We start from the raw sequence: 15,760 nt of genomic DNA, 5'->3' as shown, positions 1-15,760 counted from the left end.
ATTAAGGTTTCACTAATCTTCCCTCTCTATACTCGGCCCATCATGACAATAACGGGTTTACCGATCGATGTGGTTAATCAAAAAGTTACAATGTAACGACATTAAATTTACTCTGGGCTGTGCACTCTTTTTTACTCTGCTGAACGGACTGTTTATCCAGCGCAGCTGGGCCATTATCGGCCCAGTGCATCTGCACGACTTCCTCTTTGCCGCCTCCGTACCGCTGGTGCTGTTTTGCGGCTGGGTGATTGTCTTTAGCCTGCTTAACATCCCGTATCTCCGCAAGCCGCTGCTGATTGTACTGACGATCGGATGCGCCGCGGCAACCTACTTTATGTACACCTACGGCGCGGTGATCGATCAGAACATGATTGTGAACGTGTTCGAAACCAACTCTCAGGAAGCGACCGCCCTGGTGACCCCGCAGATGATTCTGTGGATTGTTATAGCCGGCATCGTTCCCTCCGTGGTGCTGGCGTTGACCCGGATTCGTACCGGAAAATGGTGGTACGCGCTGCTGACGCGCGTTGCCGCGATGCTCGGCGCTCTGCTGGTGATTATCCTGATTGCCGCGCTGTTTTATAAAGATTACGCGTCGCTGTTCCGCAATAACAAAAGCATCGTCAAAATGGTCACCCCGGCGAACTATGTCAGCGCCGTGTTGAAGTACAGCAAGATGCGCTGGTTTGCCGGCGATCAAACGCTGGTGCGCATTGGTGAAGATGCCCATAAAGGGTCACTGATTACCGGTCAACAAAAGAAAACCGTTCTGGTGCTTGTCGTCGGCGAAGCCTCTCGCGCGGCAAACTACTCCCTGAACGGTTACGAACGCGAAACCAACCCGGAGCTGAAAAAGCAGGACGTGATTAACTTCCCGCAGGCCTCCTCGTGTGGTACCGAAACCGCAGTTTCCGTTCCCTGCATGTTCTCCGGTATGACGCGCAGCAAATACGATGCCGACCTGGCTCACCATCGCGAGGGACTGCTCGACGTGCTTAAGCATGCGGGTATCAACCTGCTGTGGCGCGACAACGACGGCGGCTGTAAAGGTGCCTGCGATCGCGTGCCCCATACCGACATGACGCAGTGGCAGCTGGATCAGTTCTGCAAAGACAAATCCTGTATTGACGATGTGAACTTCTACCGTCTGGACAACGTGCTGGATGGCGTGAAGCAAGATACGGTGCTGGTTATCCACCTGATGGGGAGCCACGGTCCAGCATACTATCGCCGTTACCCGGACAACTTCCGTAAATTCACCCCAACCTGCGATACCAATGAAATTCAGGATTGCGATCATCAGGCGCTGATCAATACCTATGACAACACTATCCTCTATACCGACAGCATGGTCAGCAAAACCATTGATGCGCTGAAAGCGCGCCAGTCGAGCATGAACACCGCGCTGATTTATCTCTCAGATCACGGTGAATCGCTGGGCGAAAGCGGTATTTATCTGCACGGTACGCCGTACATGCTGGCGCCGGAGCAGCAAACGCATATTCCGTTTATGTTCTGGCTGTCACCGGATTACGCGAAAAACTATGGCATCAACGAACAGTGTTTGCGCGACCATGCAGCAAAAAATGCGGTTTCCCAGGACAATTTATTCTCAACCGTATTGGGTATGATGGACGTGAAATCAACGGTTTATCAACCGCAGCTGGATATACTGAGCGCATGTCGTCAGTAAACTCGCTTGCATTAGACCGAACGGTCTATTAGAGTGCGGCCATGAGCAGAAATACTGAACACGATACCCGCGAACATTTACTGGCAACCGGCGAGCGACTTTGCATGCATCGCGGGTTTACCGGTATGGGGTTGAGCGAGCTTTTAAAAACCGCTGAGGTACCGAAGGGGTCGTTTTATCACTACTTCCGGTCCAAGGAGGCTTTTGGCGTAGCGATGCTGGAGCGTCATTATGCTGGCTACCACCAGCGTCTGGCGACCCACTTTGCTTCAGGTGAAGGTAACTACCGGGATCGTGTTCTGAACTACTATCAGGAAACGCTGAACCAGTTCTGCCAGCAGGGCATTATCAGCGGATGCCTGACCGTTAAGCTGTCTGCAGAAGTGTGCGATCTTTCTGAAGATATGCGCACGGCGATGGATAAAGGTGCCCGCGGCGTTATCGCCCTGCTGGCCCAGGCGCTGGAGAAAGGCCGCGATGAAAAAACGCTGGCCTTTTCCGGCGAACCGTTAACCCAGGCGCAGGTGTTATATGCGCTCTGGCTAGGCGCTAACCTGCAGGCAAAAATTTCGCGCAGTGCCGTGCCGCTGGAAAGCGCGCTGGCACATGTGAAAAACAGCATTACTGCGCCTGGCATTTAACAGGCGTTTTTATTTACCCAACTACTAGTCGACTGGTCTACTCAGGAGTCTTTATGTCAGCTGAAAAATTATTTACCCCCTTAAAAGTGGGTGCCGTCACTGCGCCAAACCGCGTGTTTATGGCTCCGCTTACCCGTCTGCGCAGCATTGAGCCGGGCGACATCCCAACCCCACTGATGGGTGAATACTATCGTCAGCGCGCAAGCTCTGGCCTGATCATCACCGAAGCCACGCAGATTTCCGCTCAGGCTAAAGGCTATGCGGGTGCGCCGGGTCTTCACAGCCCGGAGCAGATCGCCGCATGGCAGAAAATCACCGCGGGCGTTCACGCTGAAGAGGGCCGCATTGCGGTCCAGCTGTGGCATACCGGTCGTATCTCCCACAGCAGTATTCAGCCTGGCGGCCAGGCACCGGTCTCCGCTTCGGCCCTGAGCGCAAATACCCGTACGTCCCTGCGTGATGAAAACGGCAATGCGATCCGCGTGGATACCTCTATGCCGCGCGCGCTTGAGCTGGACGAGATCCCGGGTATCGTGAACGACTTCCGCCAGGCCGTGGCCAACGCCCGTGAAGCCGGTTTTGACCTGATTGAGCTGCACTCCGCGCATGGCTACCTGCTGCACCAGTTCCTGTCACCGTCGTCCAACCACCGCACCGACCAGTACGGCGGCAGCGTCGAAAACCGCGCTCGACTGGTGCTGGAAGTAGTTGATGCCGTGTGCCAGGAGTGGAGCCCGGATCGTATCGGGATCCGCGTCTCTCCAATCGGTTCTTTCCAGAACGTCGACAACGGTCCGAACGAAGAAGCCGATGCCCTGTACCTGATCGAAGAGCTGGCAAAACGCGGCATCGCCTATCTGCACATGTCCGAGCCGGACTGGGCTGGCGGTAAGCCTTACACGGACGCTTTCCGTCAGAAAGTGCGCGAGCGTTTCCACGGGGTGATCATCGGTGCGGGGGCTTATACCCCGGAGAAAGCCGAAGATCTGATCGGCAAAGGGCTGATCGATGCCGTCGCGTTTGGCCGCGACTACATCGCCAACCCGGATCTGGTTGCCCGCCTGCAGAAAAAAGCGGCCCTGAACCCGCAGCGCCCGGAAAGCTTCTACGGCGGCGGCGCGGAAGGCTACACCGACTACCCTTCTCTGTAATCTCGCCATTGTTCATTGATAGCGGCGATACTTCGCCGCTATACTAAAACATCGTTTCTGTTCAAAAAGACAGTCTATTCCATTGGTTAATGAGGAAATTATGCGCCTACTTCACACCATGCTGCGCGTTGGCGACCTGCAACGTTCCATTGATTTCTACACTAACGTCCTGGGCATGAAGCTGCTGCGCACCAGCGAAAACCCGGAATACAAATACTCGCTGGCGTTTGTGGGTTACGGCCCGGAAACGGATGAAGCGGTGATCGAGCTGACCTACAACTGGGGCGTAGACAGCTATGAGCTGGGCACCGCCTACGGCCACATCGCGCTGGAAGTGGACAACGCGGCCGAAGCGTGTGAGCGCATTCGCAGCAACGGCGGTAACGTTACGCGCGAAGCGGGCCCGGTAAAAGGTGGCACCACCGTGATTGCGTTCGTGGAAGACCCGGACGGTTACAAAATCGAGCTGATTGAAGCCAAAGACGCGGGTCGCGGTCTGGGCAACTGATCCCTCAGGGCGCAACATGCGCCCGTAGTTTTACTGCATCACCCTGCAAAATTTGCCATAATGCGCTCTGCTTTTTCCCCTTGTAAGAGACCCTGATGTCCGATAACGCTCAATTTAGCGGTCTGTGCGACCGTTTTCGTGGTTTTTATCCCGTTGTCATTGATGTAGAAACAGCCGGATTTAACGCTAAAACCGATGCGCTGCTCGAAATTGCCGCCATCACGCTGAAGATGGATGAACAGGGCTGGCTTACACCGGACACCACGCTACATTTCCACGTTGAACCTTTCGAAGGGGCAAACCTACAGCCGGAAGCGCTGGCGTTTAACGGTATCGACCCGCATAACCCGCTGCGTGGTGCAGTCAGTGAATATGATGCGCTGCACGCCATTTTTAAAATGGTGCGTAAAGGCATGAAAGAGAGTAACTGCAGCCGCGCCATTATGGTGGCCCATAACGCCACCTTCGATCACAGCTTTACCATGGCCGCCGCCGAGCGCGCCGCGCTTAAACGCAACCCCTTCCATCCGTTTGTGACCTTCGACACCGCCGCACTGAGCGGCCTGGCCCTGGGACAAACGGTGTTATCAAAAGCCTGCATCACGGCGGGTATACCTTTTGACGGTACGCAGGCGCATTCCGCTTTATACGACACGGAGCGCACCGCAGAGCTGTTCTGTGAGATCGTCAACCGCTGGAAGCGTCTGGGCGGCTGGCCGCTGCCGATGGGCGACAGCGAAGAATAAAAAAAAGCGACCTTATCAGGTCGCTTTTTTATTTGCGCAGAAAATTACTCTGCGTCCGGCTCTTCGGTTTTGTACTTCGCCGCCGTCTCTTTGATCAGCTGCTGCAGTTCGCCGCGCTGATACATTTCAATCAGGATATCGCAGCCGCCAACCAGCTCACCGTCAACCCACAGCTGTGGGAAAGTCGGCCAGTTAGCGTACTTAGGCAGCTCAGCGCGGATGTCCGGATTCTGCAGGATATCAACGTAAGCAAAACGCTCACCACAGGCTGACAGCGCCTGAACTGCTTGTGCGGAGAAGCCGCAGCTTGGCAGCTTCGGAGAGCCTTTCATATACAGCAGAATCGGGTTTTCAGCGATCTGGCGCTGGATTTTTTCAATAGTGGTGCTCATGTCTTGCTTCCTTTAACTTCTGTTACGGCATTCGTCTGACATTGTAGCGGTTCAGACTGGCATCGGAAAATAACATTTTTGTCACGTTTATACATTCTACCCCGAGTCACGAAAAGTTGCATTGCAAATGGTGTTTACCCCTGCGGCAGTCAGGGTTTTGCTTAGGGAGTGGGCAAATGTGCGACAGAACGATGAATTTTTTTGCACTTGCTAACGAAACACGATTGTAGATTGAAAAATGCTATTAACTTTCTGGGTTTTTATAGATTAGAATCGACGGGCTTTGTAAATCACACGCGGGTATTATTGATGACCTGCATTTATCAGGGGACTGCCCAGTGGCGCGGATAAATAAAATCTCGATCACGCTCTGTGCTTTACTGTTTACTTCACTCACTTTCACGCCAGTGGCAAACGCCTCTCAGCAGGCGCGGCATTCTGCTGTACAAAAAAACCATCTGGTAAAAGCCACAGAACGTAAGAAAAAAACCACCGCTAAGAACGACAAGAAAAAAACACCGGCTCAGACGAAACAGACCGCTTCCAGCAAGACGAAAACAAAACCTTCCCGCACTGCCCACTCCGCTAAAAGTAAAGCTTCGCAAACCGCCGCTAACCTCGTTACTGAAAAATGCATCACGCGTAAAGGCCACAAGGCGAAATGCACGAAGGTCACGAAAATAGCGGAAGTGCATAAAGTGCGTGTACAGAAAGCGCAAAAAACCGCGATGAACAAACTGATGGGGCAGATTGGCAAACCTTATCACTGGGGTGGCAGTTCGCCGCGTACCGGGTTTGACTGCAGCGGCCTCGTCTATTACGCCTATAAAGATCTTGTCAAATTCCGCATTCCGCGTACCGCCAATGAGATGTACCACCTGCGCGATGCCTCACCGGTTGACCGCGGTGAGCTGGAAAACGGCGATCTGGTGTTCTTCCGCACTCAGGGTCGCGGCACGGCTGACCACGTTGGCGTGTATGTCGGCAACGGGAAGTTCATCCAGTCTCCACGTAGCGGCCAGGATATTCAGATCACCTCTCTCAGTGAAGACTACTGGGTACGCCACTACGTCGGCGCGCGTCGCGTGATGACGCCGAAAACCATTCGCTAACCCCTGCCCTGCCGCATCCGTGGCAGGGTAAGTTCCTCTTTTGCATACCCTTTCAATTTGCTATCCTGTCCATGTTGTCTGTGTGGTTATTGGCAACGCAAAATACAATAAGGAGAGAAGCAATGTCGTTCGAATTACCTGCACTACCGTATGCAAAAGACGCCCTGGCACCGCACATTTCTGCGGAAACCCTGGAATATCATTACGGCAAGCATCACCAGACGTACGTCACCAACCTGAACAATCTGATCAAGGGCACCGATTTTGAAGGCAAAACGCTGGAAGAGATCGTCCGCAGCTCAGAGGGGGGCGTCTTTAACAACGCGGCTCAGGTGTGGAACCACACCTTCTACTGGCACTGCCTGGCGCCGAATGCCGGCGGTGAACCTGCCGGTGAACTGGCTACCGCTATCAACGCCGCATTTGGCAGCTTCGCGGATTTCAAAGCGAAATTTACCGATGCAGCCATCAAGAACTTCGGTTCTGGCTGGACGTGGCTGGTTAAAGAAGCGGATGGCAAACTGGCTATCGTGTCCACTTCAAACGCGGGTACCCCGCTGACCACCAGCGCTAAGCCGCTGATGACCGTGGACGTGTGGGAACACGCTTACTACATTGATTACCGCAACGCGCGCCCGAACTACCTGGAGCACTTCTGGGCACTGGTTAACTGGGACTTTGTCGCGAAGAACTTCGCCGCGTAAGAGACACGCAGAAGGGTTCGCCCTTCTGCGTTTTTGGTTTATTCCGCAGCGCAGGCTGCTTCAGGCTGTTTACGACCCGACATCATCACCAGCATCAGGCCGAGCGCGGCAATAATCGCCCCCATCACCGGCACAAAGCTGTATCCCAGACCACCTGAAATCACGGCCCCACCGGCCGCGGCGCCCAGGGCATTACCCAGGTTAAACGCACCGATATTCACGGAAGATGAAAGTCCCGGCGCCTCGTGCGCGACACGCATCACGCGCATCTGCAGCGGCGGCACCACGGCAAAGGTGGCGGCTCCCCAGACGACCATCGCAATCGCGGCCCCGAACTCATTACGTGCCAGCCACGGAATGGCAACCATGATGACAATCAGCAGGGTTAAGAAGCCCTTCAGCGTCCCGCTCACGGAACGGTCGGCAAATTTCCCGCCGAGATAGTTGCCGATCGAGAAGCCCACGCCAATCAGCACCAGCATCGCGGTAACGAAGAGCGGCGTTGCGTGGGTGATATCGTGCAGCACCGGTGAAATATAGGTGTAGAGGGTAAACATCGCCCCTGCCCCCAGCACGGTGGTGAGCAGCGCGGAGAGCACCTGCGGGCGCATCAGCACCGACAGCTCTTTACGCACTTCCGGACGTTCTCCGGCATTGCCTTTCGGCAGGGAGAAGAACAGCGCTACCATCGCAATCACGCCCAGCCCGGCCGTCGCCAGGAAAGACATACGCCAGCCGATCGCTTCCCCCAGCCAGGTTGCCGCAGGCACCCCGCCGATGTTGGCAATCGTTAGCCCCATGAACATGGTTGCCACGGCGCTCGCCTGCTTGTGTTTTGGCACCACGCTGGCAGCCACGACCGACCCCAGCCCAAAGAACGCGCCGTGGTTAAGGCTGGTCAGAATGCGCGACAGCATCAATGTGGTGTAGTCTGGCGAAATGGCCGAAAGCACGTTGCCCAGGGTGAAAATCGCCATCAGGAAAATCAGCGCATTGCGGCGCGCGCGGTGCGAAAGCAGAAGCGTCATCAGCGGCGCCCCGACCATCACGCCGATAGCGTAGGCGCTAATTAACATCCCTGCCGCAGGGATAGAGACATCTACGCCCCGGGCAATAACAGGCAGTAACCCCATCGGGGAGAATTCAGTGGTGCCAATCCCAAAAGCGCCAATCGCCAGGGCCAGCAGGGGAAAATTGATTTTCATGCGTCAACTCCGGATGCCGTGTCATGTGGTGACACAGAACAAAGAAGCAGAAAGCATGACATCAATCACAAAAAATGAGAAGTTAACAAAATGGCAAAAGATTTTTGCCAGAGAAGTAACAATCCGGGGAGTCGGGAGGGAGAAGGCTCTCCCTCCGCGTAAATCAGTGCAGCGCAGCCGTCAGACCGGCCGCAACAATCAGAGCCAGCACAACAACGGTGGTGAACAGCGAAAACTTAAGATCGGAACTCATCAATTTTTCTCCTTTTAATCCCCACACGAAAAGTGAGCTTGCTCATTTTTGCACAGATTACGTCAAAAATCTTCCTGGATTTATACTGATAACCACTTTACCTCTTCCCCTTTTCATCAAGATAGGACAAAATTCCACGCTAAATTTATTAGCGTACCGGCCATTGACCCCCTCCTGACGTCCCGTGTCGTTTTCCCGGCGTGCCGCAATTCAACATTGCGAGATAAGGGTGAGAGAAGGCAAACGTTTACCTTCAAGTTTTTCAGGAGCTTAGGATATGGTCTGGAGTGACATTTAATGGCAACAATTAAAGACGTAGCAAAACGCGCAAACGTTTCCACTACAACCGTATCACATGTAATTAACAAAACCCGCTTTGTGGCGGAAGAGACGCGCAACGCCGTTTGGGCAGCGATCAAAGAGCTGCACTATTCGCCAAGTGCGGTTGCGCGTAGCCTCAAGGTTAATCACACCAAGTCCATTGGATTGCTGGCGACCAGCAGTGAAGCGGCCTATTTTGCCGAGATCATTGAAGCGGTCGAAAAGAACTGCTTCCAGAAAGGCTATACCCTGATTCTGGGCAACGCGTGGAACAGCATTGAAAAACAGCGTGCCTACCTGTCGATGATGGCGCAAAAGCGCGTTGATGGCCTGCTGGTGATGTGTTCCGAGTATCCGGAATCCGTGCTGTCGATGCTGGAAGAGTATCGCCATATTCCGATGGTGGTGATGGACTGGGGCGAAGCGCGCGCAGACTTCACCGATTCCGTTATCGATAACGCCTTTGAAGGCGGCTATATGGCCGGTCGTTATCTGATCGAACGCGGCCACCGCGAGATTGGCGTGATCCCCGGCCCGCTAGAGCGCAACACCGGCGCGGGCCGTCTGGCCGGTTTTATGAAAGCGATGGAAGAAGCGTTGATCAACGTGCCGGAAAACTGGATTGTGCAGGGCGACTTTGAGCCGGAATCGGGCTACCGCGCGATGCAGCAGATCGTCTCCCAGCCGCACCGTCCGACCGCCGTGTTCTGCGGAGGCGACATCATGGCCATGGGCGCGCTCTGCGCTGCCGACGAGCTGGGCCTGCGCGTCCCGCAGGATATTTCCGTGATCGGGTATGACAACGTGCGTAACGCGCGCTTCTTCACCCCGGCGCTAACCACCATTCACCAGCCAAAAGACTCGCTGGGCGAAACGGCTTTTAACATGCTGATGGACAGAATCGTCAACAAGCGTGAAGAGTCGCAGTCCATTGAAGTTCACCCGCGTCTTATCGAACGCCGTTCCGTTGCGGATGGTCCGTTCCGCGACTACCGTCGTTAATCGCTTTACGGGGCCAGCTATGCTGGCTCCCGTAACCATTCCCGGTTCAGCGTTTCGCTGTCTCCCAGATAATCCAGCAGCCAGGCCATCGCAGGCGAGACGTCATTTTGCTGCCATGTGAGGCAGCAGGCCGCATCCGGGAACGGATTCTCCAGCGTCAGCTCAACCCACTCTCCGGTATCGATGCGCGGACGCGCAAAATGAACGGGCACCATCGCGACGCACAGCCCGGCGCTGAGGCACGTCGCCGACGATTCCCAGTCAGGGGCCACCACCCGCCGCTGGTTGTCGAGAAGCCAGGTGATACGCTTGGGCAATGAACGGGACGTATCCTCCAGCACCAGCGACGGCCAGTTGCGCAGCGTGTCATCGCTCAGCGGCCCTTCCATCGCCGCCAGCGGATGGTCGCTTGCCACCACGCATTTCCAGCTCAGCATTCCCATATCGCGAAAGGCGTAACGTCCCCCGACCGGGATCGCCTGCGTTGCCCCAATCGCCATCTCTGCCCTGCCGTCCGCCAGCGCATCCCAGACGCCGTTAAACACCTCCTGCGAGACCCGCAGCTCGACGTCAGAAAAATGACGGTAGAAATCGACGATCATCTGCCGGGTGCGTTCCGGCTTAACGATATTATCCACCGCGATCGAAAGATGTCCCCGCCAGCCGTTAGCGATCTGCTGACACTGTTCGCGGGTGATCTGCATTTTTTTGATAACAGAACGCCCTTCCTTCAAAAACCACGCGCCTGCGGGCGTTAATTCCACATCACGATGCCGCCGTTCAAACAGCGGAACCGCCAGCCACTCCTCCAGCTGGCGCACCGTGTAGCTGATTGCCGAAGGGACGCGGTGCAGCTCCTGCGCCGCACCGCTGAAGCTGCCGTTACGTGCAACAGCATCGACCACTTCAAGAGAATAATCTGACCACATTTTCTGCCTGCAAAATTTTTGAATGCACCCGCCAAATATTAGCGTTTCACAAGCGGCTTTGCACTCCCTACACTCAGCGCCAATGTATACCTGCCTCCTCAGGAGAATAAAATAATGCAACCCAGGAACGGTTTTTTAGTCTGGCTCGGCGGCTTGAGCGTGCTGGGCTTTTTGGCCACCGATATGTACCTGCCGGCGTTTGCCGCCATGCAGGAAGATTTACAAACGCCTGCTGCCGCCATCAGCGCCAGCCTGAGTTTATTCCTCGCCGGCTTTGCCTTCGCTCAGCTGCTCTGGGGACCGCTCTCGGATCGCTTTGGTCGTAAACCGGTACTGTTGCTGGGCCTGGCCATTTTTGCCGTGGGCTGCCTGGGGATGTTATGGGTACGCGATGCCACCTGGCTGCTGGTGCTGCGTTTTATTCAGGCCGTGGGCGTCTGTGCCGCGGCCGTGACATGGCAGGCGCTGGTCACCGACTATTACCCGGCTAACCGCACAAACCGTATTTTCGCCACCATTATGCCGCTGGTGGGTCTCTCGCCTGCCCTCGCTCCCCTGCTGGGCAGCTGGATCCTCGCGCATTTCGACTGGCAGGCCATTTTCGCCACGCTGTTTGCCATTACCCTGGTCCTGATGCTGCCGGCGTTCGCCCTCAAGCCCGCGCATAAAAAAGAAGCGCATGCAGACGCGAAGCCGATTACCTTCACGTCTCTGCTCAGCACCAAAGCGTATCGCGGTAATGTCCTGATCTATGCCGCCTGCTCGGCAAGCTTCTTCGCGTGGCTCACCGGCTCGCCGTTCATTCTGCACGATATGGGCTACAGCCCGGCAGCCATCGGCCTGAGCTATGTTCCGCAGACCATCGCGTTCCTGGTTGGCGGGTACGGCTGTCGCGCGGCGCTGCAAAAATGGGAAGGTCAGCAGATGCTGCCGTGGCTGCTGGTGCTGTATGCGCTGAGCGTTATCGGGACCTGGGCCGTTGGCTTTATTCCTGGCGCCGGTCTGGCCGAAATTTTGATCCCATTCTGCGTGATGGCCGTCGCGAACGGGGCGATTTACCCTATCGTTGTAGCCCAGGCGCTGCGTCCCTTCCCGCAGGCGACAGGCCGCGCCGCCGCGCTGCAGAACACCCTGCAGCTGGGGCTGTGCTTCCTGGCAAGCCTGGTGGTCTCGGCGCTGATTGCCACGCCGCTCCTGACCACCACCAGCGTGATGCTGGTGACCGTTGCGCTGGCGGTGTTGGGCTATCGCATGCAGGCCTCCGCGCAGCGTGAGCAGGAAAAGAGTGCTCAGGTTGAAACGTCACATGCCTGATTGCGCCAGAAATCATGTTAATTTTCAGTGATTAGGTTGCTAAGAATTTTCTATTGAATCACCAAATTTTGAGGCCTATACTAAATTTGGTTCGATTAAATACGATAAATATTAAGTGTTAACGGGAGCCGGAGTGCTCCCGTTTTACCATGGAAGGCATTTCGGCAAGGGTTATCTCCCTTCCTCTGTTCTACGTCGGATATTAGCCTCGCGGTATTTACCGTGAGATTTCTCACAAACCAAAAAAAGCGTCTACGCTGTTTTAAGGTTCTGATCACAGTAGGGTGATGGAGAAGCTATGAGTTCATCGTGTATAGAAGAAGTCAGCGTTCCGGACGACAACTGGTCCCGGATCGTCAGTGAACTGTTAGGTCGAGCAGGCATCACTATCAATGGATCATCGCCATCCGATCCTCAGGTTAAACATCCCGACTTTTTTAAACGCGTGCTGCGAGAGGGATCGTTAGGCCTGGGAGAAAGCTATATGGACGGCTGGTGGGAGTGCGAACGTCTGGACACCTTTTTCGCCAGCGTGCTGCGTGCCGGTCTTGAAAATCAACTCCCTCGCAATCTCAAAGATACCCTGCGCGTCGCCTCTGCCCGACTGTTCAATCTGCAAAGTAAAAAACGCGCGTGGATCGTTGGTAAAGAACACTACGATCTTGGCAACGACCTGTTCAGCCGTATGCTGGACCCTTTCATGCAGTACTCCTGCGCCTACTGGAAAGAGGCGTCGACGCTTGAAGAGGCCCAGCAGGCCAAGCTGCGTCTGATCAGCGAGAAGCTCCAGCTCCAGCCGGGTATGCGCGTGCTGGACATCGGCTGCGGCTGGGGTGGGCTGGCGTATTTTATGGCGAAGCACTATGGCGTCAGCGTCGTCGGCGTCACGATTTCAGCGGAACAGCAAAAAATGGCGCGGGAGCGCTGCCAGGGTCTTGATGTGGATATACGGCTGCAGGATTACCGTGACCTGAACGAACAGTTTGACCGGATCGTTTCCGTCGGCATGTTCGAGCACGTCGGGCCGAAAAACTACGCTACCTATTTTGAGGTGGTGGATCGAAATCTTAAACCGGACGGCATCTTCCTGCTGCACACCATCGGCTCTAAGCGAACCGACAATAACGTTGACCCGTGGATCAACAAATACATCTTTCCGAATGGCTGTTTGCCTTCCGTCCGCCAGATTGCCAACGCCAGTGAACCCCATTTCGTGATGGAAGACTGGCATAACTTTGGCGCAGATTACGACACCACGTTGATGGCCTGGCATGCGCGTTTTCAGGAGACCTGGCCTGAGATTGCGGACAACTATTCTGAACGATTCAGGCGGATGTTTAGCTATTATCTGAATGCCTGCGCGGGGGCGTTTCGCGCACGGGATATTCAGCTCTGGCAGGTGGTATTCAGCCGTGGGATTGAACACGGACTACGTGTCGCACGCTAAAAAAATAACCCCGGATACCCGGGGTTATTTTTTTATTCTTCTTCTGCGGCGGTCTTTATTATTGCCGCTTCTTTTGCGGCCAGCACGCGCTCAACCGTATCCACCACCGCCTGGGTTTGCGGATCGATTTCAATATTCACGCGATGCCCCAGTTTTTTCGCGCCCAGCGTGGTGCGCTGCAGCGTTTCAGGAATTAAATGCACGCAAAAACGCGTTGGCGTTACTTCACCCACCGTCAGGCTAATCCCATCGATGCCAATAAATCCTTTATAGAGGATGTATTTCATTAATGAAGGATCCTGCATTTTAAACCAGATTTGACGGTTATTTTCCGAGGTCACGATTTTTGCCACTTCAGCGGTGGTCATGATATGCCCGGACATCAGGTGGCCGCCAATCTCATCGCTGAACTTCGCCGCCCGCTCAACGTTAACGGTATCTCCTACCGCCAGCTCGCCCAGGTTGGTGATGCGCAGCGTCTCTTTCATTAAATCAAAGCTAATCTGGTTGCCGTTAATTTCGGTAACGGTCAGGCAGCAGCCGTTATGAGCAATCGACGCGCCTGTTTCAATGCCCTCAAGCATATATTCCGGCAGCTCAACAACATGAGTACGGAAATTAGGTTTTTCATCAATGGACACCACTTTGGCGGTGCCCTGCACAATACCAGTAAACATGCTTACAACTCCTGTTTTTTCCGGACGGTGGTGACACCGTTTAATCCCACCACAATAACAGTTGGAAAAAGAGGTTGCCAGCGGAGCGCATTTTCTGGCGATTTTTTCACTAGATAAATAGCTAAAGCCCGCTACAATAGCTGGCACCCCCCTGCATTTTCTTCTTGCTGCCCGTTTCGGCGGCTTTTTTAGTCTCTCAAATAACAACAAAATAAAGGTGTTCACGTGCAGAAGTACATGAATGAAGCGCGCCAGCTATTGGCACTGGCTATACCAGTGATCGTCGCGCAAGTGGCCCAGACCGCAATGGGATTTGTGGATACGGTAATGGCAGGTGGCTACAGCGCCACCGATATGGCGGCCGTTGCTATCGGCACGTCAATCTGGCTTCCGGCCATCCTGTTCGGCCACGGTCTGCTGCTCGCGCTCACGCCGGTTATCGCTCAGCTCAATGGCTCGGGTCGTCGCGAGCGCATTGCCCATCAGGTTCGTCAGGGTTTCTGGCTGGCAGGGTTTGTTTCCGTGCTGATCATGGTCGTGCTCTGGAACGCTGGCCACATCATTCGCGCTATGCATAACATTGACCCGGCACTGGCTGATAAGGCCGTGGGCTATCTGCGCGCCCTGCTCTGGGGTGCGCCCGGCTACCTCTTTTTCCAGGTGGCGCGTAACCAGTGTGAAGGCCTGGCGAAAACCAAGCCCGGGATGGTGATGGGCTTTATCGGCCTGCTGGTCAACATTCCGGTGAACTATGTCTTTATTTACGGTCATTTCGGGATGCCGGAGCTCGGCGGCGTCGGCTGCGGCGTGGCGACGGCAGCCGTTTACTGGGTGATGTTCTTCTCCATGATCGCCTTTGTAAAACACGCCCGTTCCATGCGCGATATTCGCAACGAGAAAAGATTTAGCACGCCGGACTGGAACATCATGACGCGTCTGGTGCAGTTAGGGTTGCCGATCGCCCTCGCCCTGTTCTTTGAGGTTACCCTGTTTGCCGTGGTCGCCCTGCTGGTCTCCCCGCTGGGCATTGTGAACGTAGCCGGGCACCAGATTGCGCTGAACTTCAGCTCCCTGATGTTCGTCCTGCCGATGTCGCTGGCGGCGGCGGTGACGATCCGCGTCGGCTTCCGCCTGGGCCAGGGCTCAACGCTTGATGCGCAAACGGCCGCCCGGACCGGGCTGGGCGTCGGCGTCTGCATGGCTGTCTGTACGGCGCTCTTTACCGTTGCATTACGCGAGCAGATTGCCCTGCTCTATAATGACAACCCGGAAGTGGTCACGCTGGCATCACACCTGATGCTGCTGGCCGCGATTTACCAGATCTCTGACTCCATCCAGGTGATTGGCAGCGGCGTGCTGCGCGGATATAAAGACACGCGCTCCATCTTCTTTATCACCTTTATCGCCTACTGGGTGCTGGGATTGCCGAGTGGCTATATTCTGGCCCTGACTGACTTAGTGGTTGAGCGCATGGGGCCGGCAGGGTTCTGGATGGGCTTTATCATCGGCCTGACGTCGGCGGCGATTATGATGATGATGCGAATGCGCTTCCTGCAGCGCCAGCCATCAACGATCATTTTGCAGCGCGCGGCACGTTAACGACGCGGTAGCCGCCGCCCGGCGGCTACTTTCTCTTCACTTTGCGCGGTAATGAAGCAATCGCGT

At 55.2% G+C, this 15,760-nt stretch carries 16 protein-coding genes; 11 read left to right on the top strand and 5 right to left on the bottom strand.

Translation table 11 applies throughout. From position 1 onward, the window contains the following. Nucleotides 1-67: 67 nt before the first annotated feature. The 5 genes from eptA to rnt all read left to right on the top strand — a co-directional run bounded on the left by eptA (nt 68) and on the right by rnt (nt 4,739). A complete protein-coding gene (eptA, locus tag ACMGGX_RS18950) occupies nt 68-1,693 on the top strand; it encodes a phosphoethanolamine transferase EptA (protein WP_420298723.1) in 1,626 nt (541 codons plus the stop codon). 41 nt (nt 1,694-1,734) lie between these two features. Beyond that, nucleotides 1,735-2,334, top strand: coding sequence for a TetR/AcrR family transcriptional regulator (locus ACMGGX_RS18945; RefSeq protein ID WP_029739798.1), 600 nt, complete (start codon nt 1,735-1,737; stop codon nt 2,332-2,334). 53 nt (nt 2,335-2,387) lie between these two features. Beyond that, nucleotides 2,388-3,485 carry an alkene reductase gene (locus ACMGGX_RS18940; RefSeq protein ID WP_023311356.1) on the top strand — a complete coding sequence of 366 codons (1,098 nt, stop codon included), beginning with the start codon at nt 2,388-2,390 and terminating at the stop codon, nt 3,483-3,485. Nucleotides 3,486-3,585: 100 nt separating this feature from the next. After that, nucleotides 3,586-3,993, top strand: coding sequence for a lactoylglutathione lyase (gloA, locus tag ACMGGX_RS18935; protein WP_013096923.1), 408 nt, complete (start codon nt 3,586-3,588; stop codon nt 3,991-3,993). Between the two features lie 95 nt (nt 3,994-4,088). Next, complete coding sequence (rnt, locus tag ACMGGX_RS18930) at nt 4,089-4,739, top strand: ribonuclease T (protein WP_023311355.1); 651 nt, start codon at nt 4,089-4,091, stop codon at nt 4,737-4,739. A gap of 44 nt (nt 4,740-4,783) precedes the next feature. Here the strand turns inward: rnt and grxD are convergent, their stop codons facing one another. Beyond that, nucleotides 4,784-5,131 carry a monothiol glutaredoxin 4 gene (grxD, locus tag ACMGGX_RS18925; protein ID WP_003832760.1) on the bottom strand — a complete coding sequence of 116 codons (348 nt, stop codon included), beginning with the start codon at nt 5,129-5,131 and terminating at the stop codon, nt 4,784-4,786. Between the two features lie 338 nt (nt 5,132-5,469). Here grxD and ACMGGX_RS18920 point away from each other — a divergent pair, with 338 nt between their 5' ends. After that, nucleotides 5,470-6,243, top strand: a complete 774-nt coding sequence (locus ACMGGX_RS18920; protein WP_023311354.1) for a C40 family peptidase — start codon at nt 5,470-5,472, stop codon at nt 6,241-6,243. A 122-nt stretch (nt 6,244-6,365) separates the two neighbouring features. Next, entirely contained in the window at nt 6,366-6,947 is a 582-nt protein-coding gene (sodB, locus tag ACMGGX_RS18915; protein ID WP_023311353.1) for a superoxide dismutase [Fe], read from the top strand. Nucleotides 6,948-6,985: 38 nt separating this feature from the next. Here sodB and ACMGGX_RS18910 read toward each other — a convergent pair whose 3' ends face one another. Beyond that, a complete protein-coding gene (locus ACMGGX_RS18910) occupies nt 6,986-8,152 on the bottom strand; it encodes an MFS transporter (protein WP_420298722.1) in 1,167 nt (388 codons plus the stop codon). Between the two features lie 163 nt (nt 8,153-8,315). Further along, a complete protein-coding gene (locus tag ACMGGX_RS18905; RefSeq protein ID WP_008500596.1) occupies nt 8,316-8,405 on the bottom strand; it encodes a YnhF family membrane protein in 90 nt (29 codons plus the stop codon). Between the two features lie 297 nt (nt 8,406-8,702). Between ACMGGX_RS18905 and purR the strand changes: the two genes are divergently transcribed. After that, the gene (purR, locus tag ACMGGX_RS18900; RefSeq protein WP_023335431.1) at nt 8,703-9,728 is read left to right on the top strand and encodes an HTH-type transcriptional repressor PurR; all 1,026 of its coding nucleotides are present in this window, start codon (nt 8,703-8,705) and stop codon (nt 9,726-9,728) included. A gap of 17 nt (nt 9,729-9,745) precedes the next feature. Here purR and punR read toward each other — a convergent pair whose 3' ends face one another. Then, complete coding sequence (gene punR / locus ACMGGX_RS18895) at nt 9,746-10,657, bottom strand: DNA-binding transcriptional activator PunR (RefSeq protein WP_023311350.1); 912 nt, start codon at nt 10,655-10,657, stop codon at nt 9,746-9,748. Nucleotides 10,658-10,771: 114 nt separating this feature from the next. Between punR and punC the strand changes: the two genes are divergently transcribed. Further along, nucleotides 10,772-11,971: a purine nucleoside transporter PunC gene (punC, locus tag ACMGGX_RS18890; RefSeq protein ID WP_133550369.1), complete on the top strand. Its 1,200-nt coding sequence runs from the start codon at nt 10,772-10,774 to the stop codon at nt 11,969-11,971. Between the two features lie 298 nt (nt 11,972-12,269). Further along, the gene (cfa, locus tag ACMGGX_RS18885) at nt 12,270-13,418 is read left to right on the top strand and encodes a cyclopropane fatty acyl phospholipid synthase (RefSeq protein WP_023335428.1); all 1,149 of its coding nucleotides are present in this window, start codon (nt 12,270-12,272) and stop codon (nt 13,416-13,418) included. 32 nt (nt 13,419-13,450) lie between these two features. Here the strand turns inward: cfa and ACMGGX_RS18880 are convergent, their stop codons facing one another. Further along, nucleotides 13,451-14,095 (bottom strand): riboflavin synthase, encoded by a 645-nt coding sequence (locus ACMGGX_RS18880; protein ID WP_023311347.1) that lies wholly within the window; start codon nt 14,093-14,095, stop codon nt 13,451-13,453. A gap of 225 nt (nt 14,096-14,320) precedes the next feature. Between ACMGGX_RS18880 and mdtK the strand changes: the two genes are divergently transcribed. Continuing rightward, nucleotides 14,321-15,694 carry an MdtK family multidrug efflux MATE transporter gene (gene mdtK, locus ACMGGX_RS18875; protein WP_420298721.1) on the top strand — a complete coding sequence of 458 codons (1,374 nt, stop codon included), beginning with the start codon at nt 14,321-14,323 and terminating at the stop codon, nt 15,692-15,694. Nucleotides 15,695-15,760 lie beyond the last annotated feature (66 nt).

Origin of the sequence: Enterobacter sp. BNK-29, from assembly GCF_048684785.1 — a bacterium.
Classification (GTDB): Bacteria; Pseudomonadota; Gammaproteobacteria; order Enterobacterales; family Enterobacteriaceae; genus Enterobacter; species Enterobacter cloacae_M.
Note: the sequence above shows the minus strand (reverse complement) of the source record. Positions and strands in the feature narration are given on the sequence as shown.

Bases quoted from the DNA above. Each gene is read 5' to 3' on its own strand.
- gloA (WP_013096923.1), top strand. From the start codon at position 3,586: ATGCGCCTACTTCACACCATGCTGCGCGTTGGCGACCTGCAACGTTCC.
- purR (WP_023335431.1), top strand. From the start codon at position 8,703: ATGGCAACAATTAAAGACGTAGCAAAACGCGCAAACGTTTCCACTACA.
- eptA (WP_420298723.1), top strand. From the start codon at position 68: ATGTGGTTAATCAAAAAGTTACAATGTAACGACATTAAATTTACTCTG.
- sodB (WP_023311353.1), top strand. From the start codon at position 6,366: ATGTCGTTCGAATTACCTGCACTACCGTATGCAAAAGACGCCCTGGCA.
- ACMGGX_RS18910 (WP_420298722.1), bottom strand. From the start codon at position 8,152: ATGAAAATCAATTTTCCCCTGCTGGCCCTGGCGATTGGCGCTTTTGGG.
- cfa (WP_023335428.1), top strand. From the start codon at position 12,270: ATGAGTTCATCGTGTATAGAAGAAGTCAGCGTTCCGGACGACAACTGG.
- rnt (WP_023311355.1), top strand. From the start codon at position 4,089: ATGTCCGATAACGCTCAATTTAGCGGTCTGTGCGACCGTTTTCGTGGT.
- ACMGGX_RS18905 (WP_008500596.1), bottom strand. From the start codon at position 8,405: ATGAGTTCCGATCTTAAGTTTTCGCTGTTCACCACCGTTGTTGTGCTG.
- ACMGGX_RS18880 (WP_023311347.1), bottom strand. From the start codon at position 14,095: ATGTTTACTGGTATTGTGCAGGGCACCGCCAAAGTGGTGTCCATTGAT.
- punR (WP_023311350.1), bottom strand. From the start codon at position 10,657: ATGTGGTCAGATTATTCTCTTGAAGTGGTCGATGCTGTTGCACGTAAC.
- ACMGGX_RS18940 (WP_023311356.1), top strand. From the start codon at position 2,388: ATGTCAGCTGAAAAATTATTTACCCCCTTAAAAGTGGGTGCCGTCACT.
- ACMGGX_RS18945 (WP_029739798.1), top strand. From the start codon at position 1,735: ATGAGCAGAAATACTGAACACGATACCCGCGAACATTTACTGGCAACC.
- punC (WP_133550369.1), top strand. From the start codon at position 10,772: ATGCAACCCAGGAACGGTTTTTTAGTCTGGCTCGGCGGCTTGAGCGTG.
- grxD (WP_003832760.1), bottom strand. From the start codon at position 5,131: ATGAGCACCACTATTGAAAAAATCCAGCGCCAGATCGCTGAAAACCCG.